Origin of the sequence: Nocardiopsis endophytica (assembly GCF_027706725.1) — a bacterium.
Taxonomy (GTDB): Bacteria; Actinomycetota; Actinomycetes; order Streptosporangiales; family Streptosporangiaceae; genus Nocardiopsis_A; species Nocardiopsis_A endophytica.
On the sequence record NZ_JAQFWQ010000050.1, the window covers coordinates 12,937 to 29,530 of the forward strand.

At 75.2% G+C, this 16,594-nt stretch carries 14 protein-coding genes; 4 read left to right on the top strand and 10 right to left on the bottom strand.

What is annotated here, in order from left to right; all coding sequences use genetic code 11:
- Positions 1-93: 93 nt before the first annotated feature.
- The gene (locus O4J56_RS17460; RefSeq protein ID WP_270686999.1) at positions 94-1,335 is read left to right on the top strand and encodes a glycosyl hydrolase family 18 protein; all 1,242 of its coding nucleotides are present in this window, start codon (positions 94-96) and stop codon (positions 1,333-1,335) included.
- 90 nt (positions 1,336-1,425) lie between these two features.
- On the opposite strand, the gene O4J56_RS17465 is transcribed toward O4J56_RS17460, so the two are convergent.
- The 4 genes from O4J56_RS17465 to O4J56_RS17480 form a co-directional block, all read right to left on the bottom strand.
- Entirely contained in the window at positions 1,426-4,029 is a 2,604-nt protein-coding gene (locus O4J56_RS17465; protein WP_270687000.1) for a bifunctional FO biosynthesis protein CofGH, read from the bottom strand.
- A 44-nt stretch (positions 4,030-4,073) separates the two neighbouring features.
- Positions 4,074-5,306: a glycosyltransferase family 4 protein gene (locus O4J56_RS17470; protein WP_270687001.1), complete on the bottom strand. Its 1,233-nt coding sequence runs from the start codon at positions 5,304-5,306 to the stop codon at positions 4,074-4,076.
- Positions 5,303-6,115, bottom strand: a complete 813-nt coding sequence (locus O4J56_RS17475; protein WP_270687002.1) for a hypothetical protein — start codon at positions 6,113-6,115, stop codon at positions 5,303-5,305. The genes O4J56_RS17470 and O4J56_RS17475 overlap by 4 nt, the downstream gene beginning before the upstream one ends.
- A gap of 270 nt (positions 6,116-6,385) precedes the next feature.
- Positions 6,386-7,102 (bottom strand): class I SAM-dependent methyltransferase, encoded by a 717-nt coding sequence (locus O4J56_RS17480; RefSeq protein ID WP_270687004.1) that lies wholly within the window; start codon positions 7,100-7,102, stop codon positions 6,386-6,388.
- A gap of 99 nt (positions 7,103-7,201) precedes the next feature.
- On the opposite strand from O4J56_RS17480, the gene O4J56_RS17485 reads away from it, so the two are divergent.
- Positions 7,202-8,167 carry an alpha/beta fold hydrolase gene (locus tag O4J56_RS17485; RefSeq protein ID WP_270687006.1) on the top strand — a complete coding sequence of 322 codons (966 nt, stop codon included), beginning with the start codon at positions 7,202-7,204 and terminating at the stop codon, positions 8,165-8,167.
- A 42-nt stretch (positions 8,168-8,209) separates the two neighbouring features.
- On the opposite strand, the gene O4J56_RS17490 is transcribed toward O4J56_RS17485, so the two are convergent.
- Entirely contained in the window at positions 8,210-8,584 is a 375-nt protein-coding gene (locus O4J56_RS17490) for a cyclophilin-like family protein (RefSeq protein ID WP_270687008.1), read from the bottom strand.
- Positions 8,585-8,732: 148 nt separating this feature from the next.
- Between O4J56_RS17490 and O4J56_RS17495 the strand changes: the two genes are divergently transcribed.
- Together O4J56_RS17495 and O4J56_RS17500 are read left to right on the top strand one after the other, a co-directional pair.
- Positions 8,733-9,656: a lysylphosphatidylglycerol synthase domain-containing protein gene (locus O4J56_RS17495; RefSeq protein WP_270687010.1), complete on the top strand. Its 924-nt coding sequence runs from the start codon at positions 8,733-8,735 to the stop codon at positions 9,654-9,656.
- 29 nt (positions 9,657-9,685) lie between these two features.
- On the top strand, positions 9,686-9,850 hold the full coding sequence (locus O4J56_RS17500; protein WP_270687012.1) for a hypothetical protein: 165 nt from the start codon (positions 9,686-9,688) through the stop codon (positions 9,848-9,850).
- A 47-nt stretch (positions 9,851-9,897) separates the two neighbouring features.
- Here O4J56_RS17500 and O4J56_RS17505 read toward each other — a convergent pair whose 3' ends face one another.
- The 5 genes from O4J56_RS17505 to O4J56_RS17525 all read right to left on the bottom strand — a co-directional run bounded on the left by O4J56_RS17505 (position 9,898) and on the right by O4J56_RS17525 (position 16,500).
- Entirely contained in the window at positions 9,898-10,059 is a 162-nt protein-coding gene (locus tag O4J56_RS17505; protein ID WP_270687014.1) for a hypothetical protein, read from the bottom strand.
- Between the two features lie 9 nt (positions 10,060-10,068).
- Positions 10,069-11,199 carry a glycosyltransferase family 4 protein gene (locus tag O4J56_RS17510; RefSeq protein ID WP_270687015.1) on the bottom strand — a complete coding sequence of 377 codons (1,131 nt, stop codon included), beginning with the start codon at positions 11,197-11,199 and terminating at the stop codon, positions 10,069-10,071.
- A gap of 10 nt (positions 11,200-11,209) precedes the next feature.
- Positions 11,210-12,139 carry a glycosyltransferase family 2 protein gene (locus tag O4J56_RS17515; RefSeq protein WP_270687016.1) on the bottom strand — a complete coding sequence of 310 codons (930 nt, stop codon included), beginning with the start codon at positions 12,137-12,139 and terminating at the stop codon, positions 11,210-11,212.
- Positions 12,136-14,190 carry a hypothetical protein gene (locus tag O4J56_RS17520; protein WP_270687018.1) on the bottom strand — a complete coding sequence of 685 codons (2,055 nt, stop codon included), beginning with the start codon at positions 14,188-14,190 and terminating at the stop codon, positions 12,136-12,138. Before O4J56_RS17520 ends, O4J56_RS17515 begins: the two co-directional genes overlap by 4 nt.
- 804 nt (positions 14,191-14,994) lie before the next feature.
- The gene (locus O4J56_RS17525; protein ID WP_270687020.1) at positions 14,995-16,500 is read right to left on the bottom strand and encodes a serine/threonine-protein kinase; all 1,506 of its coding nucleotides are present in this window, start codon (positions 16,498-16,500) and stop codon (positions 14,995-14,997) included.
- Positions 16,501-16,594: the final 94 nt, after the last annotated feature.

Below are 16,594 nucleotides of genomic sequence, written 5' to 3' on the forward strand. Positions count from 1 at the left end.
CCCGGCCGCCGCTTACGTTTCTTGCACCGCTGCGCAGCCTGCTTGTCACGGCCGTCACCCGCTCACGGAAATCGGACAAGGGAGTTTCCCCCCATGCGCCCCCTCCGCACGCGCGGCGCGCTCGCCGCCATCGCGGCAGCGGCCGGCGGCATCGCCGCCGCGCTCGCGCTCCTGCCGCCCTCCGGCCCCGCTCCCACGGACGCCGCACTGGCCGCCGACTCCGCCTCCGCCGAGGCCGCGTCCGGCCCCTGGCTGACCGGGTACTGGCACAACTTCGACAACGGCTCGACGACCATGCCGCTGTCGGATGTGCCCGCCGAGTACAACATGGTCGCCGTCGCCTTCGCCGACAACCTCGCCGGGACCCCCGGCGGCATCACCTTCAACCTGGCCTCGAACGAGCTCGGCGGCTACACCGAGCAGCAGTTCAAGGACGACATCGCCGCCATGCAGGCCCAGGGCCGCAAGGTCGTCATCTCGGTCGGCGGCGAGAAGGGCCACGTCGACGTCACCAACCCCGAACAGGCCGCCGGGTTCGCCCAGAGCGCCCACGCGCTCATGCAGGAGTACGGCTTCGACGGGGTCGACATCGACCTGGAGCACGGCATGGACGCCCGGTACATGGAGGACGCCCTGCGCGACCTGCACTCCCGGGCCGGAGGCGACCTGATCGTCACCATGGCCCCGCAGACCATCGACTTCCAGGCGCCCAGCTACGCCTACTACCAGCTGGCCGAGTCCATCCCGGACATCCTGACCATCGTCAACATGCAGTACTACAACTCCGGCGCGATGATGGGCTGCGACCAGCAGGTCTACAGCCAGGGCACGGTCGACTTCCTCACCGCGCAGGCCTGCATCCAGCTGGAGCTGGGGCTGCGCCCCGACCAGGTCGGGCTCGGCCTGCCCGCGACCCCGCAGGCCGCCGGTGGCGGACACCAGCCGACCTCCAACGTCATCGCCGCCCTGGACTGCCTGGAGGAGGGCACCTCGTGCGGCTCCTTCACGCCGTCCCAGCCCTACGGCCCCATCGGCGGGGTGATGACCTGGTCCATCAACTGGGACGCGACGAACGACTACCGGTTCGCCAAGGACATCTCCGCCCGGCTGGGCGGCGGCACCGGGACCGGCCCCACACCGTCACCCGACCCCTCCCCCAGCCCCACCGGGTCCGCCGAGCCGTGCGGCGAGGCCGCCTGGGACTCGGGCACCGTGTACACCGGCGGCGACCGCGTCTCCTACGAGGGCACCGTCTACGAGGCCCGTCACTGGACCCGGGGCGACACGCCCCAGGACTCCCAGTGGGGGCCCTGGAAGGCCGTCGGAACGTGCTAGCCCTCCTCACTGCGTTCTGACGGCCGGTCGCCCCTGCCCCGGGTGTGCGGGGGCAGGGGCGACCGCCTCTCCCGCCGGCCGCGGCGCGCCTCAGACCACGGGCAGCCGCGGCCGGCGCACGCTCGCCGCCACACCGTCGCTGGCCTCGGCGGCCCGGCGGCGCTCCCCGGGCACCTCCCCGTACAGCGTGGTGCGCATCCGCAGCGGCCGGCCGGTGGGCTCCACCAGCGCCCGGATGTCGCCGATGGTCTTGTAGGAGCCCTGGTCGGACCCGGCCATCCTGGAGATCGTCTCCTCCATCAGAGTGCCGCCGACGTCGTTCACCCCGCCCCGGAGCAGGTCCCGGCAGGTGTCCTCGGCCAGCTTCACCCACGAGCACTGGATGTTGTCGACGGCCCCGTGCAGCAGGATGCGCGCCAGCGCGTGCACCGCCCGGTTCTCCCGCGCGGTCGGCCCGGTGCGGGCCAGCCCGGCCAGGTACACGGGCGCGTTGGTGTGCACGAACGGCAGCGCCACGAACTCGGTGAACCCCGGGCGCCCGTTGCGCTCCAGCGCCCGCTCCTGCAGCCGCCGCAGCAGCCGCAGGTGGGCGACCCAGTGGTCGGGCCGGTCCACGTGGCCGTACATCATCGTGGAGGTGGTGGGCAGCCCCAGGTCGTGCGCGGTGGTCACCACCTCGATCCACTGGGCGGCCGGGAGCTTGCCCTTGGTGAGCACCCAGCGCACGTCGTCGTCGAGGATCTCGGCGGCGGTGCCGGGCAGCGAGTCGACCCCCGCCTCGCGCGCCCGCTCCAGCCAGGCGCGCACCGGCAGGTCCGCGCGGGCCGCCCCGTTGGCGACCTCCATCGGGCTGAAGGCGTGCAGGTGCATGCCGGGAACCCGCTCCTTGACCGCCCGCGCCAGGTCGAAGTAGGCGGTGCCGGGCAGGTCCGGGTGGATGCCGCCCTGCATGCACACCTCGGTGGCCCCGGCCTCCCAGGCCTCGGCGGCCCGGTCGGCGACCTGCTCCAGCGACAGGGTGAAGGCGTCGGCGTCGGTGCGGCGCTGGGCGAAGGCGCAGAAGCGGCACCCGGTGTAGCAGACGTTGGTGAAGTTGATGTTCCGGGTGACCACGAAGGTCACGTCCTCGCCCACCGCCTCACGGCGCAGGCCGTCGGCGATGCCCGCGAGCTCCTCCAGCTCGGGGCCGTCGGCGCGGAGCAGCGCCAGCGCCTCGTCGTCGGTGATCCCGGCCGGGTCGCGCTCGGCCGACCGCAGCGCCGCGCGCACCTCGGCGTCGCCCGCGGCGGCGGCCGGGGCGGCGCCCTCGGCCCGCCCGCGCAGCGCCTCCCAGTCGCCGTAGACCGCGTCGAAGTCGCCGCGCCGGTCGCCCGTGCGCCCGTCGGCGTCGATGCCGGTGTGCAGGTCGGTGCGGCCCGACGCGGCCAGCGCCGGGTCGGGGGCCTGCCAGGGCAGGCCGCGCGGGCGGGCGCCGGGCCGGGCCAGCCCGGTGCCGGGGTCGGCCAGCGCCTCCACGTGCTCGGACACCCGCGGGTCCAGCCACGGCTCCCCGGCCCGCACGTACTCCGGGTAGGCGGTGAGCCGCTCGGCGAGGGCGAACCCGTGCTCGGCGGTGCGGCGCTCCAGCTCCTCCACCTCGGGCCAGGGGCGCTCGGGGCTGACGTGGTCGGGGGTGACCGGGGAGACGCCGCCCCAGTCGTCGATCCCGGCGCGCAGCATCAGCCCGTACTCGTCCCCGATGAGGTTGGGCGGCGCCTGAACGCGGGCCTTGGCGCCCAGCACCAGGCGGGTGACGGCCACGGTGGCGGCCAGGTCCTGAAGGTCGGCGTCGGGGCGGTGCATCATCGCGGTGCCGGGCTTGGCCCGGAAGTTCTGCACGATCACCTCCTGCACCGCCCCGTGGGCGCGATGGGCCCGCCGCAGCGCGAACACCGAGTCGGCGCGCTCGGCCGGCGTCTCGCCGATGCCGATGAGGATGCCGCTGGTGAAGGGGACCGAGCAGCGCCCGGCGTCCTCCAGCACGCGCAGCCGCACGGCCGGGTCCTTGTCGGGGCTGCCGTAGTGCGGCCCGCCCGGTTCGGCGAACAGCCGCTCGGAGGTGGTCTCCAGCATCATGCCCATGGACACGGCGACGGGCTTGAGGCGCTGGAAGTCGGCCCAGGACAGCACCCCGGGGTTGAGGTGCGGCAGCAGGCCGGTCTCCTCCAGCACCGCGATCGCCATGGCGCGGACGTAGGACAGGGTGTCGTCGTAGCCGCGCTCGTCCAGCCAGGCGCGGGCGGCCTCCCAGCGGTCCTCTGGCCGGTCCCCGAGGGTGAACAGCGCCTCCTTGCACCCGGCGGCGGCGCCGCTGCGGGCGATGCCGAGGACCTCGTCCGGTTCCAGGAAGGGGGCGTCGAGACGGCCGGGAACCGTGGCGAAGGTGCAGTAGTGGCAGCGGTCCCGGCACAGCCGCGTGAGGGGGATGAAGACGTTGCGGCTGTAGGTGACGGTGCCGGGGCGCCCGGCGGCCTCCAGGCCCGCGTCGCGGACCCGTCCGGCGTAGAGCAGGAGCCGGTCCAGGTCCTCGCCGCGGGCCTGCAGCAGCACCTCGGCCTCAGAGGGGTCGAGGGCCTTGCCGTCGCGCGCGCGGGCGAGGGCCCGGCGCATCGCTGAAGGGGTCGGCGGCGTGCTGGTGGGTGTACCCGTCGTCATGGGGGGCACGATACGCCGGACCCCCGGGCCGCCCCGGGACCGGGCTACCGCCCCGACACCGCGTGCGACCGGGGCCGCCGGCCGGACTCCGCGAGCCGCCGCTCCAGGAAGGCCTCCCACCGCTCCACGATGCCGTCCAGCGCGTACCGCTCGGCCGACACCAGGGCCTGGCGCCCCATCCGCTCGCGGGCCTCCCGGTCCTCCACCAGGCGCAGCAGCGCCTCGCCGAGCGCCTCGGTGTCCTGGGCGGGCACCAGCAGCCCGTCGCCCTCGTGGTCGATGATCTCCCGCGGCCCGTACGGGCAGTCGAAGCTCACCGCGGGCACCCCCACCGAGAAGCCCTCGATGATGGTCATCCCGAACCCCTCCACGCGGGAGCTGACCGCCAGCAGCGAGGCCTTGGCCAGCTCGCCGGTGATGTCCTTGGTGCGGCCCATCAGGTGCACCTGGTTGCTCAGGCCCTTCTCGGCGATCTTCTTGCGCAGCTTCTCCTCGCCCTTGCCGCCGCCGTAGATCCGCAGCCGCCACTCCGGGTGCGCGCGTGCCACCCGGGAGAAGGCGTCCAGGAGCTTGGGGTACTGCTTGACCGGCGAGAGCCGGCCGGCCGCGGCGATGATCGGGTTGTCCAGGGTGGAGCGGGGCAGGCGGCGCGGCGGGAGCGGGTTGGGCATGACCTCCAGCCAGCCGTCCTCGGCGCCCAGCAGGTCCCGGTAGGCGGTCCGGTCGGCGGAGGTCAGCACGGTCATCCCGCCCAGGCGCGGGTAGCGGCGGGCGATGGCCGCCCGGACCTCGGGGGTGTGCTCGTCCAGGTTGATGTGCTCCTGGCCGATGGCCAGCACGCGGCCCGGCGTCCACGCCGACAGCAGCAGGTTCACCCCGGGCCGGGTGCCCACCACCACGTCGGCGCCGGTCCCGGCCAGGTACCGGCGCAGCCCGTGCACGGCGGGGGCGGTGTAGCTCTTGTTGCGCTCCCGCTCGGGCTCGGGGACGACGGCCCGGGCGCGCCGGTCCCACCACGCCTGGGCGAGGCCTCCGCGCTCCCCGTCCCCGGCGGCGTCCCCGGCGGCGTCCCCGGCCTTCCCGGCGGCGGCGCCGATCGTGTGCAGCGGGCGCAGCCGCACCCCTTCGGGAACGGGGAAGAACGGCTCGGCCTTGTGCCGGACCAGGCTGACGATCTCCACCTCGTGGTGGTGCGCCAGCCCCTCGGCGAGGTTGTAGACCGTGCGGACGGTTCCGCCCAGGCCGTAGGCGTTGGCGATGACGATGGCGATCTTCACCGCGCGCCCCCGTCGGCGACGGCCAGCAGCGACAGCTCGTTGGCGACCGTGTAATAGGGGCGGACCCGAACCGGCGTGCCGCCGCCCTCCAGAACCGTTCCGGGAAAGACGATCTTGCGCTTCTTGTCGGCGATGTCGTCGGCCAGCGCGGCGAGGCGCAGTTCGGCGCCGCCGGGCAGGCGCAGCCACAGGTCCCATTCGTTGTGCGGGCACTCGGGCCGGAAGCGCGCCGCCAGGGGTTCCAGCGGGACGGAGCCGGAGAAGGCGCGGCCGTCCAGGCGGGCGGGGGCCTCGACGACGCCGTCCAGTCCGCGCTGGCGGGCGACGACCGCGGGGGCGCCCGCGCGGTCGGGGTCGGGCGCGTAGGCGAGCACGCCGCGCACGCCCACGGTGTCCGTCCCGGGGGACGGCGGCTCCACCCAGTCCACCTCGGCGTAGGGCTCGACGGTGGTGGAGCGCAGCAGCAGGCGCCCCTCGGCGTCGCGGACCGCGCGCAGCTCGCGGCGGCGCGGCCGGCGCAGGTAGGCGGCGCGGTCGGACAGGTGCACGCCGGGGTCGGTGGTGTCGACCGGGGCGGTGCGCCCGTCGCCGTCGACCCAGAGCACGTCCCATTCCCCGTCGTCGAGCGGCAGCCCCTCCAGCGGCGCCCTCAGGCTGCCGCCCGCCCGCACGACCCGCTCGACCGTGAGCAGCCCCCCGCCGCTCTGCCCGTGCCGCCGCAGCGCCAGCGCGCCCCCTCCGGCGTCGCCGACCCGCAGCTCCAGTACGTCCGCGGCGTCGATTCTCGTGAGATCGGCCTGCACATCCACCCCCGATGTCCCCTGATGCGGCCTCCGCGGAACGGTGGCCCCACACCGTCCGCGGGGGAACGCTACCCGCCGACGGTTAAAGAACTTTTAATCTTCCAATCAAGGCAAACCAGTGCATTCACGACGAATAGCACTGTGCGCTCTCGAGGGTGATCGCCGCACGAGCGGCTCACGGTTCTCCAAAGGGGGTCCGAGGGCCGGATGCGGACAATCCACGGGCACGTGTGAACCCGGGCACGGGGAAAGGCGACGGGGGCCTCAGAGGGCCGCTCAGGCCTCCTTGACCGCGCGCATGAGCACGATGCTGCCCCGGGTGTTCGGGGCGGCGCCGTCGGCCAGGGCCACCAGGGGGATCAGGGGGGCGGCCGCGTTGAAGCCGTACCGGCCGCCGTAGGCCGACAGCGACAGGTAGAGGCGCTCGGCCGCCCGGCCGCGGAACTGGTAGGAGTGCCCGCGCACGCTCAGGCCCCGCTCGGCGAGCAGGCCGGTGAGCTCCCCGTGCGTGTAGGTGCGCCGGACGTGGAACCGGCGCCGGTGCGCGTCGAACAGCCGGGGCCAGGCGTCGCGGCGGGACAGGCAGTCGGCCGACATCACCAGGCGGCCGCCCGGCCGCAGGACGCGCGCCATCTCGTCCAGGGCCGCGGGGCCGTCGTCGAAGTGCTCGATGGCGCAGACGGACAGGACCGCGTCGACCGAGGCGTCGCGGAACGGCAGCCGCAGGGCGTCGCCCTCGACCAGCCCGGGCGCGTGCCGGAGCCGGGAGCCGCGCAGCATCTTGCCGCGCGCCAGGTCGACCGAGACGGCGCGGGCGCCGCGCCTGCGGGCCTGCCCGGCCCAGTAGCCGTCGCCGCCGGCGACGTCCAGCACCACCTGCCCGCGCAGGTCGCGTCCGAGCCAGTCGAGCAGGGTTCCCGCCTCGCGCCGGCGGCACACGTGTACACGGTGCCCGGCGAAGGCCACGAGGTCGGGGAGCACGGGGACGGTCACGGGCGCCGACCCTACCGCAGGCTCAGTCCGGCGTCAGCGATCCGTCAGCGCCGCGCCGGGGCGCGGCGCTAGCGTGGCCGCGCACAGGAGGGACGATCCATGGTCGAGACGACACCCGCGGAGGCGGCGGCGCTCCCGGACGAGCTGGAGGCCCCGGGAGAGCCGGTACTGGCCGTCCGCCGGTACGGCGCCGGGTCCGGGCACCGCGGCCGCGGCCCGGGCGCCCCCGTGCCGGTGGTGCTGCTGCACGGGCTCGGCGGCACGCTGGAGGAATGGGACGGGGTCGCGCGGATCCTGGCCGCGCACCGCCCGGTGTTCTCCGCCGACCTGCGCGGGCACGGCCGCTCCGGCGACGCCTCCTGGTGCCTCGACGGGTTCGTGGACGACCTGATCCGCCTGCTCGGCCACCTCGGGGTGGAGCGGCCCCTGGTGGTGGGGAACGACCTCGGCGGGGCTGTGGCCGCCTGCGCGGCCTCCCGCCGCTCGGACCTGGCCGGGGCCGTCAACCTGGACGGCGTCGCCTGGCCGGACGCCGAGCGCGCCGCGCGGGCGCTGGGGATGGCGGCCGACGCCGCCGGGATCCAGGTCGACCTGGCGCGCGCCTACGCCACCGAGCAGCTCGCGGCGTCCCGCACCCCGCAGGGCGCCGAGGAGTTCGCCCGCTGTCTGGAGGGGCTGCGCGCGATGGGCGATGAGGGGCCCATGCTGGAGGCGTCGGTGATCCGCGCGGCGGCGGCCGCGGACGGCCTGGTCGCGCTCCGCCCGGGCCCGCGCGGGATGCGGGCGGCGATGGACGCGTTCGACGAGTTCGTTCCCGAGCGGGTGTACCCCCGCCTGCTGGTGCCGCTGCTGTCGCTGGTCTCCACGGGAAGCCTGCCCGCACATCCCGGGGCGCCGAGCCGGTTCGCCGACGTGGTGCGCGCGGCCGCCTCCGCCGAGCTGGCCCGGACCGCCCCCCTGCTGCGGACCGGGCCGATCGAGCAGACGGCGCACCATCCGCACGTCACGCACCCGGCGGTCGTCGCCGGGGCCGTCGAGGGGTTCCTGGCGGAGATCGGGGGCTGACGCCCGGGGCGCCGCCTCGGTACCGCCCCTCCGTCCTCCGCCTCAGTCCTCCGCGCTCTCCACCCGGACGCGCTCGCCCGCCTTCACCGTCTCCAGGACGCGCGGGTCGCCGTCCAGGGCGCCCATGACGTTGGCGGCGCTGGCCAGGCGGCACTCGTCGTCCATGGAGATCGGGGTCGGCCCGAACGGCAGGGCCAGCGCCGAACCGGCCAGCCAGTAGCAGACGGCCCCCGGCTCGACCACCTCGGCGGCGTCCGGCTCGGGGCCGGCGTCGACCGGGATCGGGAAGTACACCTCGTCACCCCAGGTCGCCGCCGTCCCCTCGAAGGGCAGCGCCGCCCACAGGAGCTCGGCGGTGGGGGTCGGCCTCAGGGCGGCGGTCGTCTCGCCGCCGTTCCAGGAGATTCGGATGCGCATGGGGTCGTGTGTACCGCATCACCCCCATCAATGTCCATAATGCGATTTCTTGTTTTCGCCATGCGAAATATAAGTGCCCTGGGAGGGGACGCGACCCGGGGCGGGGCGCGCCCCGGTCGGAATGGGTCCGGCCCACTACGCTGGCCCCGTGCCCACCCTTCTCGCCCGTCTGCGCTCCGACCGCAGGGTGCGCCTGGCCGTCCTCGCCGCCGTGCTCGTGTTCGCCGCCGTGGCACTGGCCGACCGGTGGGACGAGGCGCGCGGGGCCCTCGCCGCGCTGCCCCCGTGGGCGCTGCCCGCCTCGCTGGTCTGCGCCCTGGCCGCGCTCGGCGGGCAGATGATGGCCTGGCGGGCGCTGCTGGCCGGGCTCGGGTCGCCGCTGCCGGCGGCCACGGCGGCGCGGGCCATGTTCGTCGGGCAGCTCGGCAAGTACCTGCCGGGGTCGGTGTGGGCGTTCGCCGCCCAGGTGGAGCTGGCCCGCGACCACGACGTGCCGCGCCACCGCGGGGCGGCGGCGACGGTCCAGGCGGTGGCGGTGACGCTGGCGGCGAACCTGGCGGTGGCGGCGGCCACCCTGCCGTTCGCCTCCGAGGAGGCGACCCGGCGCTGGTGGTGGGTGCTGCTGCTGGCGCCGCTGCTGCTGGCCGCGCTGCACCCCCGGCTGGTGGAGGCGGTGCTGGGAACGGCGATGCGGCTGTCGAAGCGCCCGGTCGAGGTGCGCGTCGACGGCCGCGCCACCGCCGCGGCGCTGGGGTGGACACTGGCGGCGTGGATCCCGCTGTCCCTGCACATCGGCACGCTGGTGGCGGGGGCCGACGGCGCGGGGTGGCGCGCCCTGCCGATCGCGGCGGGGGCCTACGCGCTGGCGTGGACGCTGGGGGTGCTGTTCGTCATCGCCCCGGCGGGGGTCGGCGTGCGGGAACTGGTGCTGGTGGTGGCGCTGTCCCCGGTGCTGACACCGGGAGCGGCCCTGGTGGTGGCGGCCCTGTCCCGCTTGGTGATGACAGCGGCGGACCTGCTGGCGGCGGGCCTTGCGGGATGGGCGGGACGCGGGACACCTGCACAGGGTTAGGGGCCGTGCCGTCCGGAGATCACGTCCTTATGGACGAGTCCAGCCCCGATGAACCGATGGCCTCGGCGGACCAGTCCCTCGCCGAGGCTGTCACCCGCACCCGAGAGACGGCCGACGCCGATGTGACCGTCGATGACATCCTCCAGGTCATCGACGCTGCCCGGGACAGCAGGTTTCCCCCTACACAGGGCTGACCTCGAGGAACGCCGTCAACGGCGGAGGAACCCGCCCGTCCCCCCCTTCACTCATGGCGACCGTAGGGGTCCTTGAACGGATCCTGGTTGATGTACTCGTCCATCTCACTCCTGAGGCGGTCGAGATCGATGCTCGGCACTCGGGCGGAAGAACGCCTCAGCTCCTCCTTGGGGACGAACTCCCTCCGCCGGCCATGTGCATCTTCCATACGGCGACATTAGCCGTCTCCGTTCACCTTCTCCCGGGAACCGACCAGCTCCTCCGTGTAGGCCCGCCATAGGGTGTCCGCGTCAGCCGGGCGGACGCCTCTTCGGAGCTCCTCCGCCCTCCCCGGGGCCGCGAAGGTCGCCAGCGCCCTCGCCAGGTCGTCCGCGTCGCCCGGCTCGCACAGCAGGCCGTCGACGCCGTCGCGGACCTGTTCGGCCATCGCGCCCGCGCGGGTCGCCACCACCGGCAGGCCCCGCTCGTGGGCCAGCCGGACGTTCTGGGTCGACGTCGCCGAGCGGTACGGCAGCACCAGCACGTCGGCCGCGTCCAGCAGCCTCGGGACCTCCCCTGCCGGGACGTACCCCTCGCGCAGGTCCACCCGGTCGGCCACCCCCAGCTCGACCGCCAACGCGCGGTAGGCGTCCGCGTCGGTCCAGAACTCGCCCGCCACCGTCAGCCGCGCGGACGGCGGCGCCCCCTTCGCGAAGGCGCGGATCAGCACGTCCACCCCTTTGTACGGGCGCACCAGGCCGAAGAAGAGGTAGTGGGGCGAGCCCTCCGGGCGGGCCGATGCGGGGCCGGGGCCCAGACCGCCCTGGGCGTGCGCGTCGGGGAAGTGCGGCGGCAGGTCGGCGACCCGCACGTCCGCCCCCGGTGCCAGGCGCCGCACCAGCGCCGCCTGCTCCCTGGAGTGCACCAGCACCGTCCCCGCCCGGCGCAGCAGCGCCCGCATCAGCGGCCGGTCCCCCGGGCGCGGCTCGTGCGGGAGCACGTTGTGCGCGACGACCGCCGTGCGCACCCGCCGCCCCGCCGCGGCCAGCAGCACCAGGTACGCCGGGACCTGCACCGGCGACAGAACCGCCACCGCGAGCAGCCCCCCGCGGGCGGCGGCCCTGCGGCCCGCCGCCCACCAGGTGTCGGGCCGGTACCAGGCCATCCGCCGCAGCGTGGCGGGGAACGGCTCCCCCTCGGCCTGCTCCACCGTCTGCCGCCCCGGGTACAGCAGCGCCGGGTACTGCGCCCGCCACGACTCCAGGACCACGCGGTGCCCCTGCGCGGCGAGCCTGCGGGCCAGTTCCGTGGTGTGGTGGGCCCCGCCGCCCTTGTACGGGTGGGCCGGGCCGACCAGCGTCACCTGCACGCGCCCTCCCCTACACGCCGTCGCGCGAGCGCACGATGAGGTCGGCCAGCAGCGCCATCGCCCCCACGATCAGCCCCGTCGTCAACAGCATCACCGTGTTGTTGGGGATGTAGAGCGGGTTGCGCACCTGGTCGAAGACGAACTTGGCGGCGCCGATGCCCAGCAGCCACAGCGCCGGGGGCATCAGCACCTTGAGCGGGTTGAAGTACATCACCATGCGCAGCACCTGCAGGATGTACCGGTAGGCGTCGCGCACGAAGTGGAACTTGGAGTCCCCCGACCGCTTGGCGTAGTCGATCGGCAGGTACTCGATCCGGTGCTGGTTGGACAGGAACGCCAGCGTGATGGTGGTGACGCAGGAGAACCCGGGCGGGAGCAGCCGCAGGTAGGGCAGCGCCACCTTGCGCCGGAACGCCCGCAGGCCCGAGTTGAGGTCGGGGATGCGGGTGTTGGTCAGGTGCTCGGCGATCTTGCGGATCGCCCACTTGGCGGGGATGCGCAGCAGCCGGTGCGACCCGGCCTCCTGCCGCCGCGCCCCCACCACCTGGTCGACCGCCGGCTCCTCGTTCAGCAGGGCGACCAGCTCGGGGATGCGCTCGTTGGGGTAGGTCATGTCGGCGTCGGTCCACACCACGATGTCGCCGCGCGCGCGTTGGCTGCCGATGCGCCGCACCGTCCCTGCCCCGCCGTTGTGCCCGAAGGCGATCACCTCCAGGTGCGGCAGGCGCGCCTCGGCCTCCCGGAGCCGCGCCAGGGTGCCGTCGGAGGAGGCGTCGTCGAAGGCGAGCAGCTCGTAGCCGAGGCCGGAGGCGTCCATGGCCCCGCAGATCCGCTCCACCTCCGCCACCACGTGGGTCTCCTCGTTGTAGCAGGGAAGGACGATGGTGACGTCGGGGGTCGGGGACTCGTGCTCCACGGGGTCCTCTCCGTTCTCGTTCACTGGGCGCCCTCCTGCGCGGGCAGGTCGTCGGGCAGCACGGCCACCCAGATGTCGCCGTGGAAGGCCCAGGGCGAGGACGGCGGCTCCATCAGGGTGCTCGGGTCCTGGTCGCTGCGCACGTGGAAGGGGTGTTCGAGCCGCGACCCCGGCGGCGCGTGGGACCGCAGCGGCTCCTCCTTCTCCGCCGCCAGGACGGGGGTGCGCCCCCGTTCGAGGACGCCCTCGACCGCCCGGACCACGGCCGGGCCGTCCACCGCCGCGGCCACCGGCACGCCGCACATGCCGCGGATGAGCTGGCCGTAGTAGTGGCCGACGCCGTCGACCAGGACGACGCTGGCGTCCGGGGGGATCGCCGCGCACAGCCGCTCGGCGGCCCGGATCGTCCCGACGTCGGAGCGGTAGTCCAGCCCGCGCACCGACGTGGCCGCCGTCGGGGCGAGCACGGCGAGCGCGCCGACCACCGCGACGGCGGGCACCAGCACCCGGCCGGGGACGGTGCCGTCCGGCGGGGCCAGGTGCTCCAGGCGGCGCACCGCCCAGGCCAGGAACCAGACGGCCAGCAGCACGAACGCCGGGAGCACCAGCACCACCAGGCGCCGGGAGGCCCAGGGGTGGTCGGGGGTGATCGCCGGGCGGGCGAGGGTGGCCGCCACCGACCAGGCCATGACCGCCAGGGGCAGCACCCAGTCCGGGGCGCGGCGCAGCAGCACGCGCCGGGTCAGCAGGCAGGCCCCGAGCGCGCCGAACAGCACCCCGCCCAGCCCCAGGTACCAGCCCACCCAGTACAGGCTCATGTCCTCGTAGTTGCGGTCCGGGTCGTGCGGTAGGCCCTCCAGGTCCTGCACCTGTCCGACGAAGTTCGCGGTGGCCTCGTCGCCGTGCCCGTAGGCGGGCCACAGCAGCGGGCGCAGGGCCAGGCCGACCACGACCAGGGCGACCAGGAGCGCGGCGGCGGTCGGCAGCCACGGCGGGCGGTCGGTGCGCGGGACGCCGTGGCGCCACAGGACGGCGACGCCGACCGCGGTCGCGGCCACCACCGCCCCGCAGATCACCAGGAGCGGGTCCAGCGAGGCCGACAGGTGGTCGAGGTAGGGGCGGGACAGCCCGAACCCGGCCACCAGCCCGTACCCGGCGCCCACGGCCAGCCCGAGCGCCAGCGGCACCCCCTGCCCGCGCCGGGCGAGGACGAGCAGGCCGGCGATGGCCACGACCGGCAGCGCGTCGCGCAGCATGTCGATGCGCACCACCAGGCCCAGGCCGAACATCAGCCCGGCGGCGCCCGCCAGCAGGTGCGGGCGGCCCCACGGGCCGCGCAGCGGTACCCGCTCCGCCAGGGCGTCGACGGCGACCGCGAGCCCGCCGAGCATGAGGAGCTGGGCGACGGGTTCGCTGTAGGTGGAACGGCTCGCCCACTGTTCGGGCAGGGACGCGGCGAGCAGCAGCGCGGCCAGGGGCGCCCAGCGGGGACCGACCAGCCGGGCCGCCAGCCCGCCGAAGGCCAGCACGGCCAGCCCGCCGGCGACCGGCGGGACGAGCACCATGCCGGTGGGCCCGGCGATCCAGTACCCGACGGCGTACAGCAGCGGCGCCCCGGCGAGGAACTGGGGCCAGATCTCGTCGCCCACCTGGTAGTAGGCGAGGCTGCCGTAGGTCAGGCCGGGGGCGTCGCCCGCGATGAGCTCGCGGCCCTGCGGGATCGGCAGCGAGCCGTGCTGCGCGATCCAGATCGTGAACTGGGCGTAGGAGGCGGGGTCGCGCCGGATCACCAGCGCCTCGGAGTGGTAGGCGAGCTGGACGGCGGTGAAGGCCGCGGCGACGAGCAGCGTCGCGGCCACGGGCCACCAGGGCGGCGGGTCTCCTCTCGGTTGCGGGGTCCACCTGACGGCCGCATAGGCGGCGAGAGCGACGGCGGGAACCCCGGCGGCCAGCCCCGCGAGGGGGGTGAACCACCCGATCAGCAGTAGCGGGAAGGCCACGAGCAACCACCCCGCGAGTGCGAAGGCGGGCAGCACGGTGGCACGTGCCAATAGGCGTCCGGGATTGCGGGACATGGACGTTACTGTGCCATCGAAGGCCCCTCAGGCCGATTCCGCCCCGCTGACCGCCCCGGAGGGGGCCGCGGGGAGAAGGGGGATGAGAGGGCCGCAAGGCAGGGCAAGCGGCCTTCCGCGCGAGGCCCATCGGGTGGCACGGGTGAGAGGCGTCTCTCGGCAGAAGCAGCCCAGTGGCGACAGAGGCTGGCGGCCCATGCGGCAGCGCTGTCGGCCACGGCGCGTGTGCGTGGTGGCCGCGATGGGCAGCGACGGAACGAGCGGGGCGGTTTCCGGGCCTACCAACCGTCCGTCTGGTCGCTCATGCCCCGGGCAGGCGGCTGGGCAGGTACCCCGCGCACGGGCTCCGCCCGGGCGGCGGGCCACCGGGGTGTCGGGCGAAGGCGGCGACGACACAGGCCCCGCAGCCCGTGCGGCAGCGTCGTCGGCCGTCCGGCGTGTGCGTGGTCGACGTGGTTGGCGGCGACGGCGGAAGCAGGGCGGTTCCCCGGCCCTGCCTGCCGTCCGCCAGGTTCCTCGCGGTCCGGGTGGGCGGCGGCTCGGCTGGTACCCCCGTGTTCGTGGCGCCCGTCGGCCCGGTGCGCCCCTGCCCGGCGATGATCTCGACAGAGGTGCTGTCATCCTGGCGGTTTTGACAGCACTTCCGTCGAGATCATCGCCGAGGGGGCGCGGGGGCGGACTTGGGTGGTGGAATCGACGCCTGATCTGCATAAAAGCGTCGATTTCACGACGCGGGATACCCGACCCCTTCACCTGCCGCCCTCCGCAAAGGGCATACGGGCCGCTCGGCCGGTGCGGGGGCTCCTATTCTTCGCGGCGCATGGGGAGTTCTTCGCCCTGTGAGTCGGGGCCGTCGAAGTCGACCGTCAGCACGTCCGATTCCAGGGTGATCAGCGCCCCCCGCGGTGCCGGGGAGGTGCACTCCTCGCCCTGGCCGGAGTCGACCACCTCGGCCTCGTAGCCCTCGGCCGGGTCCTCCCAGCCGCGGACCAGGGTGAGCTCCAGGTAGCAGTCGTCGTCATCGGCGTTCTCCAGGACCGCCGAGCGCTCGCCCTCGTCGACCTGCATCTCCCACAGGTCCACGCCGACGTTGCCCTGCCAGTCGCCCTCGAAGTCCGCGGTGAACGCCGGGGCGGGGATCGGCGCCGACGACGGCCCCGTCGGGGTCGGGGTCGGCGAGGCGGACGGCTCGTCGCCCGCGGACTCCTCCCCCGTGCCCTCCGTCGGTCCGGCGGCGCCTTCGGCGTCCTCGGGGCCGCCCTGGGCGCCCTGAAGCCACCCGGGGAGGAACAGCCCCGCCGCCAGGGCCAGCGCGGCCAGGGCCACCGCGCCGACGGCCACGGCGGCCCACCGGCCGGTGCGCCGCTCCGGCCCGCCGTGCGGGGGCGGGACCGGGGCGCCGTCGACACGGGTGGGGCCCGCGCCCGGGGCGCCCACGGGCACCGTGGCACCGGCCGCGCCCGCCACCAGGGTGGTCCGCGGGTCGGCGGCCTCCGGGGCGGTCTTGCGCCCCAGCAGCATCATCAGCAGGTCCTCGGTCTGCGGCCGCCGCTCCGGCTCCTTGGCCAGGGCCGCCACCACCATCGGGCGCAGCCGCTCGGGCACCCCCTCCACGTCGGGGACCCCGTGCAGCACCCGGTGCAGCACCTCGGGCACGGTGTTCCCGGCGAAGGGCAGCCTCCCGGTGGCGGCGAAGGCGGTGACCGCGCCCCAGGCGAACACGTCGGCGGACGGCCCCACCCCGGTGCCGGAGATCTGCTCGGGCGCCATGAACGCCGGGGTGCCGATGGCGGTGGCCGTGCGGGCCCCGTCGGCCAGCGGCACCTGCGCCACCCCGAAGTCGATGACCCGCGCGCCGCCCTGCGCCAGCAGCACGTTGTCGGGCTTGAGGTCCCGGTGGACGATCCCCGCCTCGTGCACCGCCACCAGCGCGGTCGCCGTGTTGACCGCCAGCCGCTCCAGGTCGCCGCCGGTCAGCGGCCCTTCCGTGCGCACCGCCTCGGACAGCGACGGCCCCTCCACGTACTCGCTGGCGATGTAGGGCGGGTCCGCGGCGAAGTCGGCCCCGAGCACCGCCGCCGTGCAGAACGACGCCACCCGGCGGGCCGCCTCGGCCTCGCGGGTGAAGCGCTCCCGCATCGCGGGGTCCTCCAGCGCCCGGGCGCCCAGGGTCTTGACGGCCGCGCGGGTGCCGTCGGGCGCCTCGCCCAGGTAGACGACGCCCTGGCCGCCCTCGCCGAGGCGGCCGGTGATCCGGTAGGGCCCGACCCGGCGCGGGTCGGACTCGGTGAGGGGTCGGGGCTCGGGCACGGCTACGGTCCTCCCGGGGGTCTTCGGTGCACTCTGCGACGCTATCCGACCGCCGCGCAGGGCCGCCCCGCCCGCTGCCCCGCACGTCCCGGCG

Coding starts and splice junctions, on each gene's coding strand:
- O4J56_RS17460 (WP_270686999.1), top strand. CDS start 94: ATGCGCCCCCTCCGCACGCGCGGCGCGCTCGCCGCCATCGCGGCAGCG.
- O4J56_RS17465 (WP_270687000.1), bottom strand. CDS start 4,029: ATGACGACGGGTACACCCACCAGCACGCCGCCGACCCCTTCAGCGATG.
- O4J56_RS17485 (WP_270687006.1), top strand. CDS start 7,202: ATGGTCGAGACGACACCCGCGGAGGCGGCGGCGCTCCCGGACGAGCTG.
- O4J56_RS17490 (WP_270687008.1), bottom strand. CDS start 8,584: ATGCGCATCCGAATCTCCTGGAACGGCGGCGAGACGACCGCCGCCCTG.
- O4J56_RS17500 (WP_270687012.1), top strand. CDS start 9,686: ATGGACGAGTCCAGCCCCGATGAACCGATGGCCTCGGCGGACCAGTCC.
- O4J56_RS17505 (WP_270687014.1), bottom strand. CDS start 10,059: ATGGAAGATGCACATGGCCGGCGGAGGGAGTTCGTCCCCAAGGAGGAG.
- O4J56_RS17520 (WP_270687018.1), bottom strand. CDS start 14,190: ATGTCCCGCAATCCCGGACGCCTATTGGCACGTGCCACCGTGCTGCCC.